Below are 17,113 nucleotides of genomic sequence, written 5' to 3'. Positions count from 1 at the left end.
CCTAATCAGTGGTACTTTTTATTTTTATTTAGACTCTAATCTTTTAAATAATGCATCTAAATTTGGGTCATTTAAAAAGTTGTTTATTGAAACTATCTCAACACTTGAATTATTCTTAGCCACTCTTTCAACTAGTGTATTATGAGTTACTACTATCTGTGTATCATCTGGAAGGTTATCAACAGATGAGTTTGTAATTTCTATACTTAAATCTAAGTTTTTTATTCTATTTTTAAATCTAGAAGCTCCCATTGCACTAGAACCCATTCCTGCATCACATGCAAATACAATCTTCTTAATTTCATTCACTTCAAGTTGTTTTTCATCAATGTTTTTATCAGAATTTTTACTTGCTGATTTCATGTCACTCATTTTTGCTTTAGCTTCTTCTAAAGTACCATCTTCTTCACTTTGATTTGCTGAAGCTTTCTTAACAAATGGTGCTGCTACTAAGAATGATACAGCTGTTGCCACTGCAACCCCTGCTAATACTGGAAGTAATCCTCCCTTTGGTGCTAGTGCCATAAGTGCAAATATACTTCCTGGTGATGGTGCTGCTACAAGCCCAGCTCCTAATATTGAGAAAGTTAATATTCCTGCTGCTCCACCTGCCATTGTAGCTAATATTAGAACTGGATTCATTAATATATATGGGAAGTAGATTTCATGTATACCACCAAAGAAATGTATTATTACAGCTCCTGGCGCTGACTGTTTTACACTTCCTCTACTAAACATCCAGTATGCTAATAGAACTCCTAGACCTGGCCCAGGATTACTTTCTAATAAGAACATTATAGATTTACCTGCTTCTTTTGCTTCAGCTATACCTATAGGTCCTAATATACCATGATTTATTGCATTGTTTAAGAACAATACTTTTCCAGGTTCTATAAATGCTGAAACTAAAGGTAATAAACTTTTGCTAACTATAAATTGAACTCCAGATTCTATAAGAGCTGTACCTGCTACTATTGCTGGCCCTATTGCATAGAATCCTAATATTGCAAGAAGCATACCTATTATACCTATTGAAAAGTTATTTACTAACATTTCAAATCCTGTTGGGATTTTACCATCTACAAATTTATCGAATTTCTTGATTATCCATCCTGCAAATGGTCCCATTATCATAGCTCCGATAAACATTGGTATATCAGCTCCAACGATTACACCCATCGCTGCTGCTGCACCTATTACTCCGCCTCTTTGTCCAGCGATTGCCTTACCACCAGTATAAGCTATCAATAATGGTAAAAGGTATTTTATCATTGGGTCACCTAGAGTACTTAACTTCTCATTAGGCATCCATCCTGTTGGTATAAATAATGCTGTTATAAGACCCCATGCTATAAAAGCTCCTATATTTGGCATTACCATACCACTTAAAAATTTTCCTATTCTCTGTATAGATGTCTTTATTGTCGATTGATTAGAACTGCTCATAATTTTACCTCCATTTGAATTATATTCTATATCGATATGATTCCCTTTTGTTATACTTTTATTATAGAGTTTATATTTTCTAGTAACAACTTTAAGAAATCGTTTCTATGTCACTTAAGATAATGACATTTGTCATTTTAGTTTTTGTTTAACTTTATTTATGTAGTATTTTAGAGTATCTAGTGTTGCAAATAATACTATTTTTATAAAATATTTAAATTTAATATAAAAACCAATAATAATTCAATTAAATAATTTTATTAGAGGTACTTTTGGATATACTAATATAGACTTATTTGACCTGTGCTTTTGAAATTTGTACGCTCTATATAAATATTGTCAACATAAAGTGTATAAGTACAATGTATAGCTAATTAGATATTAATTTCTAATTAGCTACAATACAACATTAAACATTATTTAATATACAATTTTACCCTATAAAGCAATATATATTAAACAAATTCAATTAAAATAGTTTAAATTTTTCAAAAATCTCAATATTTGACAAAATACTTTAATAAAATTAAAGAATAAGTTATAATTAATACTATCAATTATAAAAAGTATAAAAATATAAGGAGTGATTAAAAAATGGCGTTTTATTTTGATACACCATCACATACTTTCAGTGAATACCTTCTTGTTCCAGGTTTCTCTTCTACTGATTGTATACCTGCTAATGTAAGTTTAAAAACACCTGTTACTAAATTTAAAAAAGGCGAGGAAGCAGATATTTATATGAATATCCCTTTGACTTCTGCTATTATGCAATCTGTTTCTGATGACAAGATGGCTATTGCACTTGCTAAAGAAGGTGGTATTTCATTTATATACGGTTCTCAAAGTATTGAAAGTGAAGCTGCTATGGTAGCACGTGTTAAGTCTCACAAAGCTGGTTTTGTTGTAAGTGATTCAAATATTAAACCTGAGAATACACTAAAAGACATACTTGAATTAAAAGAAAAAACTGGACATTCTACAGTTGCTGTTACTGAAGACGGAACTTCAACTGGTAAATTATTAGGTATTGTCGCAAGTCGTGATTATCGTATAAGTCGTATGGATTTAGATACTAAAGTTAGTGAATTTATGACTCCTATGTCATCCATTGTTTATGCTAACAAAGATGTTACTTTAAAAGAAGCAAACAACATTATATGGGACCACAAACTTAATTCTCTTCCTGTACTTGATGACAATGGTAATCTTGTTTATATGGTATTCCGTAAAGATTACTCTTCTCATAAAGAAAACCCACTTGAACTTTTAGATTCTTCTAAAAGATATGTAGTTGGGGCTGGTATCAATACTAGAGACTTTGCTGAACGTGTTCCTGCTTTAGTTGAAGCTGGTGCTGATGTTTTATGTATAGATTCTTCAGAAGGTTTTTCTGAATGGCAGAAAATAACTCTTGATTTTATTCGTGAAAAATATGGTGATACAGTTAAGGTTGGAGCTGGAAATGTAGTTGACCGTGAAGGATTCCTTTACTTAGCTGAAGCTGGTGCTGACTTTGTTAAAGTTGGTATTGGTGGTGGTTCTATATGTATTACTCGTGAGCAAAAAGGTATAGGACGTGGACAAGCCACTTCTATAATTGAAGTTGCACAAGCTAGAGATGAGTACTTTGAAAAAACAGGTATTTATATTCCAATTTGCTCTGATGGTGGTATCGTTTATGACCATCATATAACTTTAGCTTTAGCTATGGGTGCAGATTTCATAATGCTTGGTAGATACTTCTCTCGTTTTGATGAGAGTCCAACTAACAAAGTTAACATAAATGGTAGTTACATGAAAGAATACTGGGGAGAAGGTTCTGCACGTGCTAGAAACTGGCAAAGATATGACCTTGGTGGAGATAAGAAACTTTCTTTTGAAGAAGGTGTTGACTCTTATGTACCTTATGCTGGTTCTTTAAAGGACAATGTAACTCTTTCTTTAAGTAAAGTTCGTTCTACTATGTGTAACTGTGGAGCTCTTAGCATACCTGAGCTTCAAAAGAATGCTAAACTTACACTTGTATCTTCTACTAGTATAGTTGAAGGTGGAGCTCATGATGTTATGTTAAAAGATAATAGAAATTTATAATATAAACAAAAGTGTAGTTGATTATAAAATCAGCTACACTTTTTTATTTTAATATAAGCTTTTATTTAACTGTAAATTCAAGAAGCTTACTTTTAAGTTCATTTTCTATTTTTGATAGTTCAACTTCTGCTTCTTGTCTCTTTATTCTACCATCATGTTGTATCTTAACTACTTCATCAATAGTTGATATTAAAGATTGATTAGTTTTCTTAATTGTATCTATATCTACAATTCCTCTTTCTGATTCTTTTGCTGTTTCTATTGTACCCATCTTTAGAGTTTCTGCATTTTTTAATAAAAGCTCATTTGTCATATTGCTAACTTCACGTTGAGCTTTCATGGCTTGATTTAAGTGAGAAATCCCAAGGGCAAGTACTATTTGATTTTTCCATAATGGAATTGTATTTACTATAGTTGATTGAATCTTCTCTGCCATTAAATTATTACTATTTTGAACTAGTCTTATCTGTGGAGCCATTTGAAGAGATACCATTCTAGTTAATTCTAAGTCGTGAATCTTCTTTTCAAATCTGTCACAAAGCGAAACCATATCATTCACAGATTGAGCATCTTCTGTTGAACCAGATAAACTAGCCTTTTCTCTTAATTTTGGCATTTCATATTCTTTCATATCTTTTAGCTTTTGTTTTCCTGCTATAATATACATAGTAAGTTCTTTTGAGTAAGCTAAGTTCAGCTCATACATCTTATCAAGCATAGCTATATCTTTTAAGATTTTAACCTGATGTTTTTGAAGTTCTTTACTTACTTTGTCTACATTTACCTCTGCACTATCATACTTAGTTTTTAGATTTGAGATTTTATTATTTGCCTTTTTAAAGATTCCTAAAAAACCACCTTGTTCTTTTTCGTCTGCTGAAAATGCTTTTAAATCAGTAACTAGATTTGTAAGCATATCTCCAACTTCCCCTAAATCTCTAGTCTTAACACTCTTTAGAGCTGTTTCAGAAAACCCTGCTACCTTTTTTTGAGCACCAGCTCCATATTGTAAAATCATATTTGTATTTGTAATATCTATTTTTTCTGCAAATTCCTTCACCATCTTACGTTCAGATTCAGATAGCTTTTCTTCTTCTGGGTCTTTTTCATCCTTTTTCATTAATAGGTCAGAATTATTTATATCACTTGTATTTGATTCCTCTGCAAATGGGTCAAGTGTTAAAGTTGGCATAACTGGTATATCATCTAAATTATTCATTATATCTTTCTCTCCTCTTCCTTTATAAAGTACTTATTAACTTATATACTGTGTATTCCATACTCTATAACTACTTAATTCTTCAAAAATAACAGAATATTTTTTATATTGAAGTTAAAATTTACCACTTGTTAATCCTTCTTGAACTAACATGTTTTCTAAAACAGTAATATCTGTAGATATATCGATTGCTTCATCTTCAAATAGATAATCTAATTGATTTTCAAAAGCTATTACAATTGTACTCATTGTATTTTCAATACTTTCCATAGTTGTTGTTATATTTTCTCTATCTATACCTTGTTCTTCCAATGTATGATATGAATTCAATAACTTCAAAGTAGTTGGAAGATAATAGTCCATAAATTTTTGTATTTGAGTAAGTTTTGATGGGTCATGTTTTACAACATCAAATATTTTACTTGTAACATCTTCTACTTGTACAATTTTATTGCACATTGATTCTGATTTAATATTTTTATTAGCTTCTTTTATTTGTGTTAAATAATTCATTCCAGTATTTATAATTTTATCAACTTCATTAACTTCATCGGTTTTTTCTTCTTCTTTAACTTCATATGCTACATCTTCATATTTTGGCGGAGTAAAATCTTCATTTGTCAACACAATTTGATTACTTCTTTTATCAATATAAGTATTTATAAAGTAGTTTTTGTCTATCATCTTTTGTACATCTTTTATTATAAAATTTAATGACTTAGATGTACTTTCTGCAATAAGTTCTACTGGAATAATATTCCTATTACTTATGATTGTACAATATTTTTTATAACGAGAAATTTGGTCTCCTAATCTCTTTCCTTTAAAAATACAAACACCACCTATGATTAAAAACACTGCACATACTTGAATAGGAAGTATTACAGCCCACCCAATTATAATAGAAATAGTTGAAAGTACTAAGGCAGATAATGTAAATAAACCTACTAAACCCCATCCAACTATTTTTAAAAATTTACTTAAAAATGAATTTATCAACACAGATTTTTTGGAAAAATTTTCTGATTTATACATAGTTTATATCCTTTCATTTTCATTAATATTATTAATATATTGCAGTTTGATTATACAATTACTTACTTATTACTGTCAAGGAATTTGAATTTCTACAAATTATTTCAAATAAAGTAATAGACTTAAATATAGGTATATTTTAAATTAAAAATATACTTATATTTAACTCCATATAAAAATAAGAGAACTTAACTTTAATTAAATTTAAGTTCCCTCATTTTTATTTTTATATAAATATAATTAGCATTGTTTATCTTTGCTATACATATTGATGAAAATTTATATTAATAAAGATTTACAAATATCTCTCTTATTTCTTCTCTGCTAAGCTCTACATAGTTATTAGCAAGTAATCTTTGTTGATTAGCTATTGTACTATCTGTAAATTCATCTATTTGACTTTCTACCATTCCATATTCTCTTAAGGCTTTTTTAGCTATTAATTTATTTAAAAACTTTTCTAATTCTCCATAAACATCACAATTAGGGTCACATTCAAGAGCATCTGCTAAAATTTTTGTACATTTCGTAATTTTTCCATCAGGATTTTTTCTAGAATACATCTTAAATACTTCAGTAAAGAACTGATAATTTGCTTCACCATGAGCAACATGGAAAGCTGCTCCAATTGAATAAGATAGAGCATGAACTGCTGCACAACCAGCATTTCCAAAAGCGATTCCTGCATAATTTGATGCAAGAACAAAATCCTTAAGATGATTAAATCTCTCCTCATCACCTTTTTCAACTATTTGTTTATACCCATCCATAATCATTTTTATTGCTTGTAAAGAATACATTTCTGTAAATGGACTTGCTTTTGGAGAAAGATAAGACTCAATTGCATGTATAAGAGCATCTACTGAACTTGTAACAAAGAATTTATAAGGTAATCCCTTTACTGTCTCTGGAATTAAGACTGCATAGTCTGCATAAGTTTCTTCTACTGCAAGCCCTTTTTTAGTATGCTTGGATTTTAATTCTGCAATGGCTACATTTGTTACTTCACTACCTGTACCACATGTTGTAGGAACTACTACTAACTCTTTTATTTTTTTAGGTGCTACGTCTCCTTCAAATAGATCAATAGACTTTTCTGGAACATCAAGTGCTAATATCTTGCATATATCAACTATTGTTCCTCCTCCAAAAGCGATAATTCTATCAAAATTATACTTTTTCATTTCTTTTGTCATAGAATCTATCATTTCATCAGATGGTTCACCTGTTCCAAACTTTTCTTGGAAAATTAGATTTGTATCTATTCCAAGAGGCTTCATATATGGCTCATATATAAATTCATTAGTAATTACTAAATCATTTTTTCCTATTTTAAATTCTTCGTTGAATTCTTTAAATGTATCAAAATAAAATATTTTTGGAACTACTCTAAGTGCTTCCATTATTAACACCCCTCTATTATTAATATTTCTCATTAAATCTTTTTTCAAATTCTAACGCCAGACTTTCTCTTACACTTGGATGAGCTATATTAATTAAATTTCTTGCTCTTTCTCTAAGAGATTTTCCTTTTAGCTCTGCTATACCATATTCTGTTACAATGTAATCAACATCATTTCTTGATGTTGTTATAGGTGCACCTTCATCCACAATAGAGACGATTTTTGAAATCACTGTACCATCCTTTTTTGTAGTTATTGAAGGCATAGCTATAATTGCTTTTCCATCTTCTCCCATAGAGACTCCACGTATAAAATCAACTTGACCTCCAACACCACTAAATTGTCTAAGTCCCATTGCTTCTGCAACCACTTGTCCCATCAGGTCAACTTGTATAGCAGAGTTTATAGAAACCATTTTATGCTGTTTCATTATAACTGCTGGATGATTGACATAGTCTACAGGTTTAACTTCAACTGCTGGATTATTATGTGCAAAGTCATATAATTTTTTAGTACCCATTAAGAATGTAACTGTCATTTTCTCTTTATCAAAATTTTTATATTTGCCATTTATAACACCTTTTTCATAAAGAGCTAAAGTTCCGTCTGAAATCATTTCTGAATGAATACCTAAATCTTTTTTATCCGTTAAAAATAGCATAACTGCATCTGGGATTCCACCAATTCCAAGTTGTAAAGTAGAACCATCTTCAATTAATGAAGCACAATTTTTACCTATTGATTCTTCCACTTCTCCAATCTTTGCGGGTTGTAATTCATATAAAGGTTGTGATTTTTCCACTATATAATCAAACTCTGATACATGAACTACTTCACCATAAGTTCTAGGAAACTGGTCATTCACTTGAACAATTACTGTTCTAGCAGTTTTAATAGCTTCATAAGTATAATCAACTGATGTACCTAAACTACAATATCCATGTTCATCTGGTGGAGTTACCTGTGCTAACACAACATCACATTTTAATCTTTTTTCCCTAATTAACTTTGGTACTTCATGGAAGAATGCAGGTGTAAAGTCGCCATCTCCGTTCTCAATTGCTTTTCTTACATTTCCACTTACAAACATTGGATTTACTCTAAAATGAGCTTCCATCCCCTTAGAAGTATATCCACCACTACCTAAGCTTACCATGTGTTTAATCTCAACATCTTTATATTGCTCAGCATTTTCAATCATAGCTTCTACTAGTGCAGGAGGCTCACCTACACAATGTGCAAATACTACAGTATCCCCATTTTTAATCTGCTTTACGGCCTCTGTAGCACTACATAATTTACTTTGATACAATTCTTGCCAATTCAATGAAATCCCCCCATTTAGCTCTTTTTTAAGTTTCACAAATTGCTGATTCAATTATATTTATAGCTCTTTCTATATGGCTAAAATCCCATATCTTAATACACTCATTTTTTACTTTATATTGTTGATAGGATGCGCATAAAGTTGCGCATCCTCCAATTATAAGTAACAAATCATATTCCACATTTTCTTGTGCTATACTAAAATCTACTCTACCATCGAAGTGCTCTTTGATTATTGTAAGAGCCTTCCCTCTTTCGTATCTAGGGTTACAGCCCCCACAAAATCTAACTCCACAGGTCATCGTGTAAATTCTCCTTCTAAAATATCTTTATCTAACAATCCACTACTATTTTATAATTATTTCTTATCCCATATATTTTTTCATTAATTAAAATCGATATACTTTTCCCTTTTATATATCAACTTGTAAATTTCCTATAAATTTAGAGCTTTCTCTTTTTTTATCCCTGCAATTGTCTTAGCTAACTCTTTTTTCTGACCTATATTTCCTTGTCTTGAAATCATTATTCTTTGGGCTTGTGGTGAACCTGCTCCATGCATTGATTCAGTTCTATAACCAACAGCAGATGAACCAAGACATATATTTTCTAAGAATCTTAATATTCTCATTCTTTCTTCTGTTGAAGCTACTGAAGAAGCTTTAAAATACTTATTACATACTTCACCAATAGTCATTCCACTTGTTCCAACTTTAAGGTCTGATTTAAAGTCTTTTTCTGAAGGCATAGTAACCATAAGACCACCAGCTATATCTTCTGCAAGTCTTACTATTTCATAAGGGAATCTAGTTACATTCTGTTTACATACATTTGCAAGAAGTAAATCTATTTGATAGTTTCCAGCTTCTGTCTTATGGCCTTCTGATGAACATGCTATACCACAACAATATAAGCTTTCATTAAGATGAGTCATTTCTATTAATTTATCTTTTATATGTGAAGCTTTATTTGCTCCATTATAATCAGCTGCTAAAGCTGCTGCTCCTATTATTACATCACCTACACCTACTTTACAACCACCATAACTTTGTCTGTGGTATCCAGCAAATCTCTCAACTAACATACCAGAGAAATCCCACTCTCCACATAAGAAAATTCTATCATTTGGAACAAATACATTATCAAATACTACTAAAGCTTCCTGACCACCAAATTCTTTATTTCCTAAATCAACATCTGCGCCTTCTTCTAATTTTCTAGTATCACAAGATTGTCTTCCATAAATCATGAACACACCCTCAGCATCTGAAGGAACTGCAAATGATACAGCATAGTCTTTATCTGCTTCTGTCATACTTATAGTAGGCATTATAAGATGCTCATGTGAATTTATTGAACCAGTTTGGTGTGCCTTTGCTCCTCTTACAACTATACCATCTTCTCTTCTTTCTACTATATGAAGAAACATATCTGGGTCAGGTTGAGCACTAGGTGACAATCCTCTATCTCCTTTAGGGTCAGTCATAGCACCATCAACTACTAAATCGTTTTCTTGTATATAAGTTAAGTATTTTACAAAATTATCATGATATTTAGTTCCATGAGCTTTATCACACTCGAATGTTGTTGAATATACTGCATTAAATGCATCCATACCAACACATCTTTGGAAACAAGAAGCTGTTTTTTGACCACATAGTCTTTGCATTTTCACTTTTTTCACTAAATCATCAGTACTTTGATGAAGATGCCCAAATCTATTTATTTTTTCGCCTGTAATATTTGAAGTAACTGTCATTAAGTCTGCATATTCTGGGTCATGAGCTAAATCATAAGTTGCTGCTACACAATTTATAGATGGTCTAATCATAGGATGGTCAACCCAATTTTTAACCTCTTCACCAAACATATAAACCTTAGTGTTTAATTTTCTCAAACTTTCAATATATTGAGCTCCTGTCATTAATGCCATAATAAAACCACTCCTTTTTTTATAAAATTTTTTATTTATGTTAATTATAATACTTCCTTCTTATGTCTGTTTCTTAATATTTTTTTCTAAATCCTATCCCCAAAGTTCTTCATCTGTAGGAACTTCATTTTCTGGCATATAATAAGCAATTCTAGAAATATTAATTAAATGCTTATAATCAAGATTTTCAGAAATACTGTTATTTCCCCAAGAGCCACAACCTAGAGTATTAGTAGGTGCAAGACCATTAAAGAAACTTCCTCCAGCACTAGTAGCACAACATTGATTAATAACGAATCTTGATACCTCTATATTTTCTCCTGCATATTCTATATTTTTAACTGTATTTGAATGGATAGATACACTATGTCCTTTTCCCTCTACATTTAGATTTGCTTTTGCAATAGCTACACCTTCTTCAAAGTCTTTATACTTATATGCAGATATAACTGGACACATTTTTTCTTTTGCAAGTATATCCTCTTCTCCTGGACCATCAGCTTCTATTACTATTATTTTTGTATCTTCTGGAATTTCAACACCTGCAATTTTTGCAATTGCATGAACAGATTGACCTACTGCATCTTTATTCATAGCTTTATTTATAAACATAGCATTTCTAAAAGCTTCTTTCTGTGCATTATCTCTAACTATAAAACCTTTATTATTTTTAAATTCATCCATTACTTTATCAAACATTTCTTCTGCTACTATCACTGATTGCTCTCCTGAACAAATTATACCATTGTCAAATATTCTTCCTGCTATAATTTTAGGTACTGCTTCTTTAATATCTACATCTCTATCTATAATACATTGAACATTTCCTGCACCTACTCCAAGTGCTGGTTTTCCACTTGAGTATGCGGCTTTCACCATTCCCATTCCACCAGTAGCAATTACTACATCTGCTGATGAAATTAAATTTCTTGTATTTTCTCTTGATTGTTGGTCAAGTATTTGTATTAGATTTGCTGGTGCTCCTATTTTTTCTAATTCTTCATTAATCATATCTACAGTTTTAGTACTGCATCCAATTGCTTTATGGTGTGGTGTGATAATGATTGCATTTCTTCCTTTAAGGGCAAACATTGCATTACTCATAGGTGTAACGATTGGATTTGTACAAGGAGTTATTGCCGCTACTACTCCAATTGGTTTAGCTACCTTTGTTATTCCAGTTTCTCTATCTATATCAATTATACCAACTGATTTTTTATCTTTTAGATTGTTATATATAACCTTTGCTTTACTTTTATTTTTAGCTACCTTGTCTTCATATACTCCCATTCCAGTTTCTTCTACAGCAAGTTTAGCTAAGTATTCAGCATTATAATACACTACTTTCCCAACTATCTTTACTATTTTATCTACTTGCTCTTGAGTATAACATTCAAACTCTCTTTGAGCTTTTCTAGCTCTCTCAATATAACCATTAATGTATTCTTTACTTAAATCTTCAAAGTTTTCTATTGCTTTTTCCATTTTAAATCTGCCTCCCATTTATTAAATATTTTTATAATGCACTTTTAAAAGTTTCAGACTTTTTCATTGTACCTGTATTCATAAATTTACTATGCCATGATAAAGCTTCATCCAATATGTGAGGAGTTTGTTTTGCTCCATTTTGACAGGCTCTATTTAAATAATCTCTAAGTTGTTCTTTATAATCTGGATGAGCACAATTTTCTATTATTTTTATAGCTCTTTCTCTAGGCGCAAGACCTCTTAAATCAGCATATCCCTGTTCTGTTACAATTACCATTACATCATGTTCAGTGTGGTCTACATGAGATACCATAGGTACTATTGATGATATATCACCATTTTTTGCAATTGACTCAGTACTAAATATAGTTATTGCTCCATTTCTAGCAAAATCACCAGAACCGCCAATTCCATTCATCATTTTTGAACCCATAATATGAGTAGAATTTACATTTCCATAAATATCAACTTCAATTGCAGTGTTCATTGCAATTACTCCAATTCTTCTAGCTATTTCTGGATTATTACTAATCTCTTGAGGTCTCAATATAATCTTATCCTTAAATAAATCAATATCTTCTTCAAATTTTATTAACCCTTCTGGTGATGGACTTACAGACGTAGTAGACGCCATTGTGACCTTACCCATTCTTATTAAATCTAACATAGAATCCTGCACAACCTCTGTATAGCAAGTTAAATTTTCAAATTCAGATTCACATAATCCATATAAAACAGCATTGGCTACACTTCCTACACCAGATTGAAGTGGAAGTAGATTTTTTGACAATCTACCTGACTTTACTTCTTCTTTCAGAAAAGCGATAATATTATTTGATATTTTTTTTGAAGCTTCATCTACAATACCTAATGGACGTGTCTTATCTTGCATATTAGTGATTACGATTCCTGCAATTTTATCTAAGCCACAAGGTATATATGTTGTTCCAATTCTATCTTTAGGATGATTTATTTCTATTGGCTTTCTATGTGGAGGATTTTCTGTAATATATATGTCTGCCATTCCTTCCATTTCCATTGGTTTTGAAAGATTTATTTCAACTATTACTTTATCTGCACTTTTTATAAAAGAAGGTGAATTACCAATACCACTGGTAGGTATAATATCTCCATTTTTGGTTATTGCAAGTGCTTCTACTATAGCTACATCTACTTTAGGTATAGTTCCATAGTTTAAAAATTGAGTAGAATGACTTAGATGCATATCTATATAATTAACAACACCTTTATTAATGTTATTTCTAAGTGTAGAATTAGTCTGATAAGGAAGCCTTCTTTCAATTATACCTGCTTCTGACCATGCCCCATCTACCTCTGGGCCTAAAGATGCACCTGAATACACAGTTAACTTTATCTTTTCTCCTCTTTTAGCCCTTTCTGCAACTGCTAATGGCACTGCTTTTGGATAACCTGAAGGTGTAAATCCACTAAGTCCAACAACCATTCCATCATTTACAATTTTAGCAGCTTCATCTGCATTCATAATTAAATCACATAACTTTTCATTTCTTAATCTTTCTCTTAATTCTTCAAATACGCCTTCATTATTCATAAATATCCCCCCATATAAAGTCTTATTTACATTGGAAGTTTGTGTAAAACTATAACCAATATAACTTTAGTTAACAATGCAAATGGATACGTGGCTCCATAACCTGCTGCTGGGTCATCACTGTCAAGAGCATCAACAGCTGCTCCAAGACCTGGAGTTGATGTCATACCACCACAGACAGCTCCAGATAGTAAAATCCAGTTTAATTTAAATATATATTTACCAACTAAGAATCCTATCATCATAGCTGTAACACCTACTACTATTGCTACAAAAGCCAGATGCATACCAGATGTCATAATTGAATCAACTACTTTACCACCATATCTTAATCCAACTATTGCTAAGAAAAACACTAGACCTATTTGCTTTAAAATGTTTAAAACCTTTTCTTCCATTCTGAAATTTACTGCCCCTATCTTACCTACATATCCAAGTACTAGAGATACAATTAGTGAGCCACCTGTAGCTCCTAATGTGAAGTATCCTAATGGTCCCATAAATACATGTATTCCTCCTACCAAATATCCAGCCAAACATGTTAAGAAAAATGTTATTATATTAAATGGAACTTCTGGTATCGTTTTACCTGCAACGCTATCTCTTGCTTCTTTCATTTCTTTTTCATATTTTCTTCTTTCCTCTTTAAGGTCCATCCTAAATATTTTTGGAAGGAAATTTACACCTAATATTACTATTAAAACTCCAAAAGGATATGCAACTGCATGCCCTATACCAACACCTGCTTCAGCATACGCAATATATTTATCTATTTGCTCTTGAGTTAGTGATGTAGTTGTATTTACATCTAATTTTCCTTCTGGGTCAACAACTTTTAAAATTTCTTTCTTATCTTCTATTGAAGCTTTTTCAAACTCCTTTGATACATCTTCTGCATGTTTACCAGCTGTTTCTAGAGCAGCAGCTAATCCGGGTGAACTTGTTAATGCCCCTGTATAAACACCAGAAACTTCATAAGCACTGCTTCCTTTGTTACTTGACAGTAAAGTCATTGCATAAGTCATAGAACCTCCTATAAAAGTTATAAGAACTCCTAAAACTACAAATCGTGCTCCATACTTCTTTAATACAGCTTTCATATCTTTTGCAGCTAATAAACCAACTGCTGCAACAAATATTATCAAAAAGAAATCAAAGAAGTCAGGAGAAATAATTCCATTTCCCATCATGACAGTTGCTGCCTTATACCCTGCTGCTGTTTCTCCTTTTGCTATTACTGAATTCCCCAAGCTATATGCAAGCCACCCAATAAATAATCCTGTAAATAATGCTCCTGATACCCCAAAATTAAACTTCCCAAATTTAATCTTTCCAAATAAAATTCCTGTAATTACAGCAGCAAACATAAGGACAAAAGGATTCATTAAAAAATCCATTAACTCAAACTTCACTAAATCACTCCCTTTCATCGTTATTAAATTAACAATTATTACTAAAAAATATATTTCTCCTTTCTCCTCAAAACTTTATTTTGTTATTAAATTAACATTACTAATTAAAAAAATTTTCCCTTATTAATATCAATCTTTTTCTTTAGGATTTAATTAACAATCTCGTCTCGAAAATAATTGTTTATTTTTAAATAGTTAAATTTTTAATATTCGTTGCTATAACTTGATTACAAATTGATTGTCATCAAAGTATATCAGCTATTTTCTTTTGTTAATTTAATAATATCACTATTCTTAATAGATTGAAAATATCAAAAACTTATGATATGATAGTTTAAAACTATTCTATTTTTTTACAACAATATACAAAACTTATATTGTTGTTAATTATATACTTGTCACTAATACATAAATGAAAGGAATTAATATCCAATGAATATAAATTATTTATATTATTTTCAAACAGTTTGTAAATATAAAAACATGACCAAAGCTGCTGAAAGTATTCATATTTCACAGCCATCCATAACATTAGCTATTAAAGAATTAGAAAAAGAACTTGGTTTTGAGCTTTTTTACAGAATAGGAAACAAAATAGAATTAACTCCTGAAGGAAATATTTTTTTAGACAAATCAAAAAACTTTACAAGACAATTTGAAGATTTTCAAAGTGATGCACTAGACTTAGGAAAAAAGAGAAAGGCCTCTCTTAAAATAGGCATTCCTACAGTCTTAGGTACTTTTTTACTTTCAAAAATACTTCCTAGATTTAATGTAATTTATCCAGATATAGAACTTAAAATCTTTGAAGTTCCAACATTTGTTGGAGCTAAAATGATTGAAGAATCTTCACTCGATTTTTGTATTGGCATAATCGATAGTGATATTTATGATGATATAGATTCAAAAACAATCTACAAAACAGAATTGTATTTAGTTACAAATCCAAAAAATGAATTGGCAAAACAACCTATTATTTCAAATTATATGTTAAAAAATGTACCTTTTGTCATACTATCTGAAGGTTCTTATCATTATAAAATTATAACAAAAAGGCTTGAAAAAGCTAAACCAAATATAATTTTGCATTCAAATCAACTTTCTACTATACGTTATTTATTAGAAAATAACTTAGCTTCAACAATATTGTATAAAGAAATATTTCAAAATACAGAAAATCTATGTTCAATTCCATTAGAGCGTGCAATTACTGCAAATATTGGTGTTCTTTGGAGAAGAAATCAATACATATCTCATAGTATGAGACTTTTTATTGAATATATGGCATCTATTCATATAAATTAGTTTCAATTATACTATATAAGTACAATATTTAATTTAAGTAAAACACTATAAATATTTTGAGAGTATCAGCATAAAAATAAGATATATTTTTATAAAATTATAATTGTATACATTTGCATCTAAATATTATTATACTGATACTTCTAACAATATTTTTTTAATTATTAATCATGTTTTTAATCAGGTCTACTTGGGCAACCTAACAAAAAACCCACGCATCCGGATACAAAATCTCTCATCTGTGAAATAGTACCTAAAGAAGCTGGAGCTATAGTTGCAAAATTCCTTACGATAAAAAGTACTATTAATGCTATAACACAAATTACAGTAGCTATAATAATTTGTAATTCACTGGTTTCTCCTTCTTCAATACCTTCAATTTTATTAACAGATACTTTATTTTCGTAATTATCTGTCTCTGAAGTAAATCCAATGGTATTTTTGACATTCATCACATTGTTTTGACTTGATTCTTGACCTTTATTAGATGAATTATCATCTATAAAAAGATTTGAAGATACATCAGTATTTATATATTTTCTTGAAGGTCTCTTTATAAAATTAGCACTTAAAAAGTATCCAAATATAGCTGCTGAAGTTGTTCTTACTACTACATCAATGGTTGTAGTATCTTGTGAATTTACTTCATTGACAAATAAAGTGTATATAGATTGAAACATGAGTATTGCCATTACAATTATTAGACATCTGTCAATTAGTTTGATTTTATACCAGGCTTTTTTTATATTTTTTATAAATTTACGTTTTTTATACATGGATATTATCACCTCTCACAATAAAATTAAGCCCTCTTTACTATAATATGTAAAGAGAGCTTAATGGTGAGATTATGTTATATTTTATGTAAAAATATATATA

At 30.4% G+C, this 17,113-nt stretch carries 13 protein-coding genes; 2 read left to right on the top strand and 11 right to left on the bottom strand.

Going from position 1 to position 17,113, the window contains the following annotated elements:
- Positions 1-24: 24 nt before the first annotated feature.
- Positions 25-1,446 (bottom strand): PTS mannitol transporter subunit IICBA, encoded by a 1,422-nt coding sequence (locus Q3223_RS02725; RefSeq protein ID WP_231300788.1) that lies wholly within the window; start codon positions 1,444-1,446, stop codon positions 25-27.
- A gap of 594 nt (positions 1,447-2,040) precedes the next feature.
- Between Q3223_RS02725 and Q3223_RS02720 the strand changes: the two genes are divergently transcribed.
- On the top strand, positions 2,041-3,540 hold the full coding sequence (locus Q3223_RS02720) for an IMP dehydrogenase (protein ID WP_054270936.1): 1,500 nt from the start codon (positions 2,041-2,043) through the stop codon (positions 3,538-3,540).
- 61 nt (positions 3,541-3,601) lie between these two features.
- Here Q3223_RS02720 and Q3223_RS02715 read toward each other — a convergent pair whose 3' ends face one another.
- The 9 genes from Q3223_RS02715 to Q3223_RS02675 all read right to left on the bottom strand — a co-directional run bounded on the left by Q3223_RS02715 (position 3,602) and on the right by Q3223_RS02675 (position 14,947).
- On the bottom strand, positions 3,602-4,759 hold the full coding sequence (locus tag Q3223_RS02715; RefSeq protein WP_054270937.1) for a toxic anion resistance protein: 1,158 nt from the start codon (positions 4,757-4,759) through the stop codon (positions 3,602-3,604).
- Positions 4,760-4,873: 114 nt separating this feature from the next.
- On the bottom strand, positions 4,874-5,794 hold the full coding sequence (locus Q3223_RS02710) for a 5-bromo-4-chloroindolyl phosphate hydrolysis family protein (protein WP_074178387.1): 921 nt from the start codon (positions 5,792-5,794) through the stop codon (positions 4,874-4,876).
- A 284-nt stretch (positions 5,795-6,078) separates the two neighbouring features.
- The gene (locus Q3223_RS02705; RefSeq protein ID WP_054277135.1) at positions 6,079-7,197 is read right to left on the bottom strand and encodes a 4-hydroxybutyrate dehydrogenase; all 1,119 of its coding nucleotides are present in this window, start codon (positions 7,195-7,197) and stop codon (positions 6,079-6,081) included.
- Positions 7,198-7,216: 19 nt separating this feature from the next.
- Complete coding sequence (locus Q3223_RS02700; protein ID WP_284182108.1) at positions 7,217-8,524, bottom strand: acetyl-CoA hydrolase/transferase C-terminal domain-containing protein; 1,308 nt, start codon at positions 8,522-8,524, stop codon at positions 7,217-7,219.
- A 25-nt stretch (positions 8,525-8,549) separates the two neighbouring features.
- Entirely contained in the window at positions 8,550-8,825 is a 276-nt protein-coding gene (locus Q3223_RS02695; RefSeq protein ID WP_054277114.1) for a hypothetical protein, read from the bottom strand.
- 134 nt (positions 8,826-8,959) lie between these two features.
- On the bottom strand, positions 8,960-10,456 hold the full coding sequence (gene abfD / locus Q3223_RS02690; RefSeq protein ID WP_054270941.1) for a 4-hydroxybutyryl-CoA dehydratase/vinylacetyl-CoA-Delta-isomerase: 1,497 nt from the start codon (positions 10,454-10,456) through the stop codon (positions 8,960-8,962).
- Between the two features lie 93 nt (positions 10,457-10,549).
- Positions 10,550-11,941: an aldehyde dehydrogenase family protein gene (locus Q3223_RS02685; protein ID WP_054277115.1), complete on the bottom strand. Its 1,392-nt coding sequence runs from the start codon at positions 11,939-11,941 to the stop codon at positions 10,550-10,552.
- Positions 11,942-11,972: 31 nt separating this feature from the next.
- Positions 11,973-13,517: an acetyl-CoA hydrolase/transferase family protein gene (locus Q3223_RS02680; RefSeq protein ID WP_054277116.1), complete on the bottom strand. Its 1,545-nt coding sequence runs from the start codon at positions 13,515-13,517 to the stop codon at positions 11,973-11,975.
- 26 nt (positions 13,518-13,543) lie between these two features.
- The gene (locus tag Q3223_RS02675; protein WP_161803378.1) at positions 13,544-14,947 is read right to left on the bottom strand and encodes a hypothetical protein; all 1,404 of its coding nucleotides are present in this window, start codon (positions 14,945-14,947) and stop codon (positions 13,544-13,546) included.
- 414 nt (positions 14,948-15,361) lie between these two features.
- Between Q3223_RS02675 and Q3223_RS02670 the strand changes: the two genes are divergently transcribed.
- Positions 15,362-16,234 carry a LysR family transcriptional regulator gene (locus Q3223_RS02670; RefSeq protein WP_054270945.1) on the top strand — a complete coding sequence of 291 codons (873 nt, stop codon included), beginning with the start codon at positions 15,362-15,364 and terminating at the stop codon, positions 16,232-16,234.
- Positions 16,235-16,410: 176 nt separating this feature from the next.
- On the opposite strand, the gene Q3223_RS02665 is transcribed toward Q3223_RS02670, so the two are convergent.
- The gene (locus Q3223_RS02665; protein ID WP_054277117.1) at positions 16,411-17,010 is read right to left on the bottom strand and encodes a hypothetical protein; all 600 of its coding nucleotides are present in this window, start codon (positions 17,008-17,010) and stop codon (positions 16,411-16,413) included.
- Between the last annotated feature and the right edge of the window lie 103 nt (positions 17,011-17,113).

It is taken from the genome of Clostridioides sp. GD02367 (assembly GCF_045900275.1).
Classification (GTDB): domain Bacteria; phylum Bacillota; class Clostridia; order Peptostreptococcales; family Peptostreptococcaceae; genus Clostridioides; species Clostridioides difficile_A.
The sequence above is the reverse complement of the archived record's forward strand: the minus strand, read 5'-3'. Positions and strand labels throughout refer to the sequence as shown.

Excerpts from the sequence above, each read along its gene's own strand:
- Q3223_RS02725 (WP_231300788.1), bottom strand. The coding sequence starts at position 1,446 with ATGAGCAGTTCTAATCAATCGACAATAAAGACATCTATACAGAGAATA.
- Q3223_RS02720 (WP_054270936.1), top strand. The coding sequence starts at position 2,041 with ATGGCGTTTTATTTTGATACACCATCACATACTTTCAGTGAATACCTT.
- Q3223_RS02715 (WP_054270937.1), bottom strand. The coding sequence starts at position 4,759 with ATGAATAATTTAGATGATATACCAGTTATGCCAACTTTAACACTTGAC.
- Q3223_RS02710 (WP_074178387.1), bottom strand. The coding sequence starts at position 5,794 with ATGTATAAATCAGAAAATTTTTCCAAAAAATCTGTGTTGATAAATTCA.
- Q3223_RS02705 (WP_054277135.1), bottom strand. The coding sequence starts at position 7,197 with ATGGAAGCACTTAGAGTAGTTCCAAAAATATTTTATTTTGATACATTT.
- Q3223_RS02695 (WP_054277114.1), bottom strand. The coding sequence starts at position 8,825 with ATGACCTGTGGAGTTAGATTTTGTGGGGGCTGTAACCCTAGATACGAA.
- abfD (WP_054270941.1), bottom strand. The coding sequence starts at position 10,456 with ATGGCATTAATGACAGGAGCTCAATATATTGAAAGTTTGAGAAAATTA.
- Q3223_RS02685 (WP_054277115.1), bottom strand. The coding sequence starts at position 11,941 with ATGGAAAAAGCAATAGAAAACTTTGAAGATTTAAGTAAAGAATACATT.
- Q3223_RS02680 (WP_054277116.1), bottom strand. The coding sequence starts at position 13,517 with ATGAATAATGAAGGCGTATTTGAAGAATTAAGAGAAAGATTAAGAAAT.
- Q3223_RS02675 (WP_161803378.1), bottom strand. The coding sequence starts at position 14,947 with ATGAAAGGGAGTGATTTAGTGAAGTTTGAGTTAATGGATTTTTTAATG.
- Q3223_RS02670 (WP_054270945.1), top strand. The coding sequence starts at position 15,362 with ATGAATATAAATTATTTATATTATTTTCAAACAGTTTGTAAATATAAA.
- Q3223_RS02665 (WP_054277117.1), bottom strand. The coding sequence starts at position 17,010 with ATGTATAAAAAACGTAAATTTATAAAAAATATAAAAAAAGCCTGGTAT.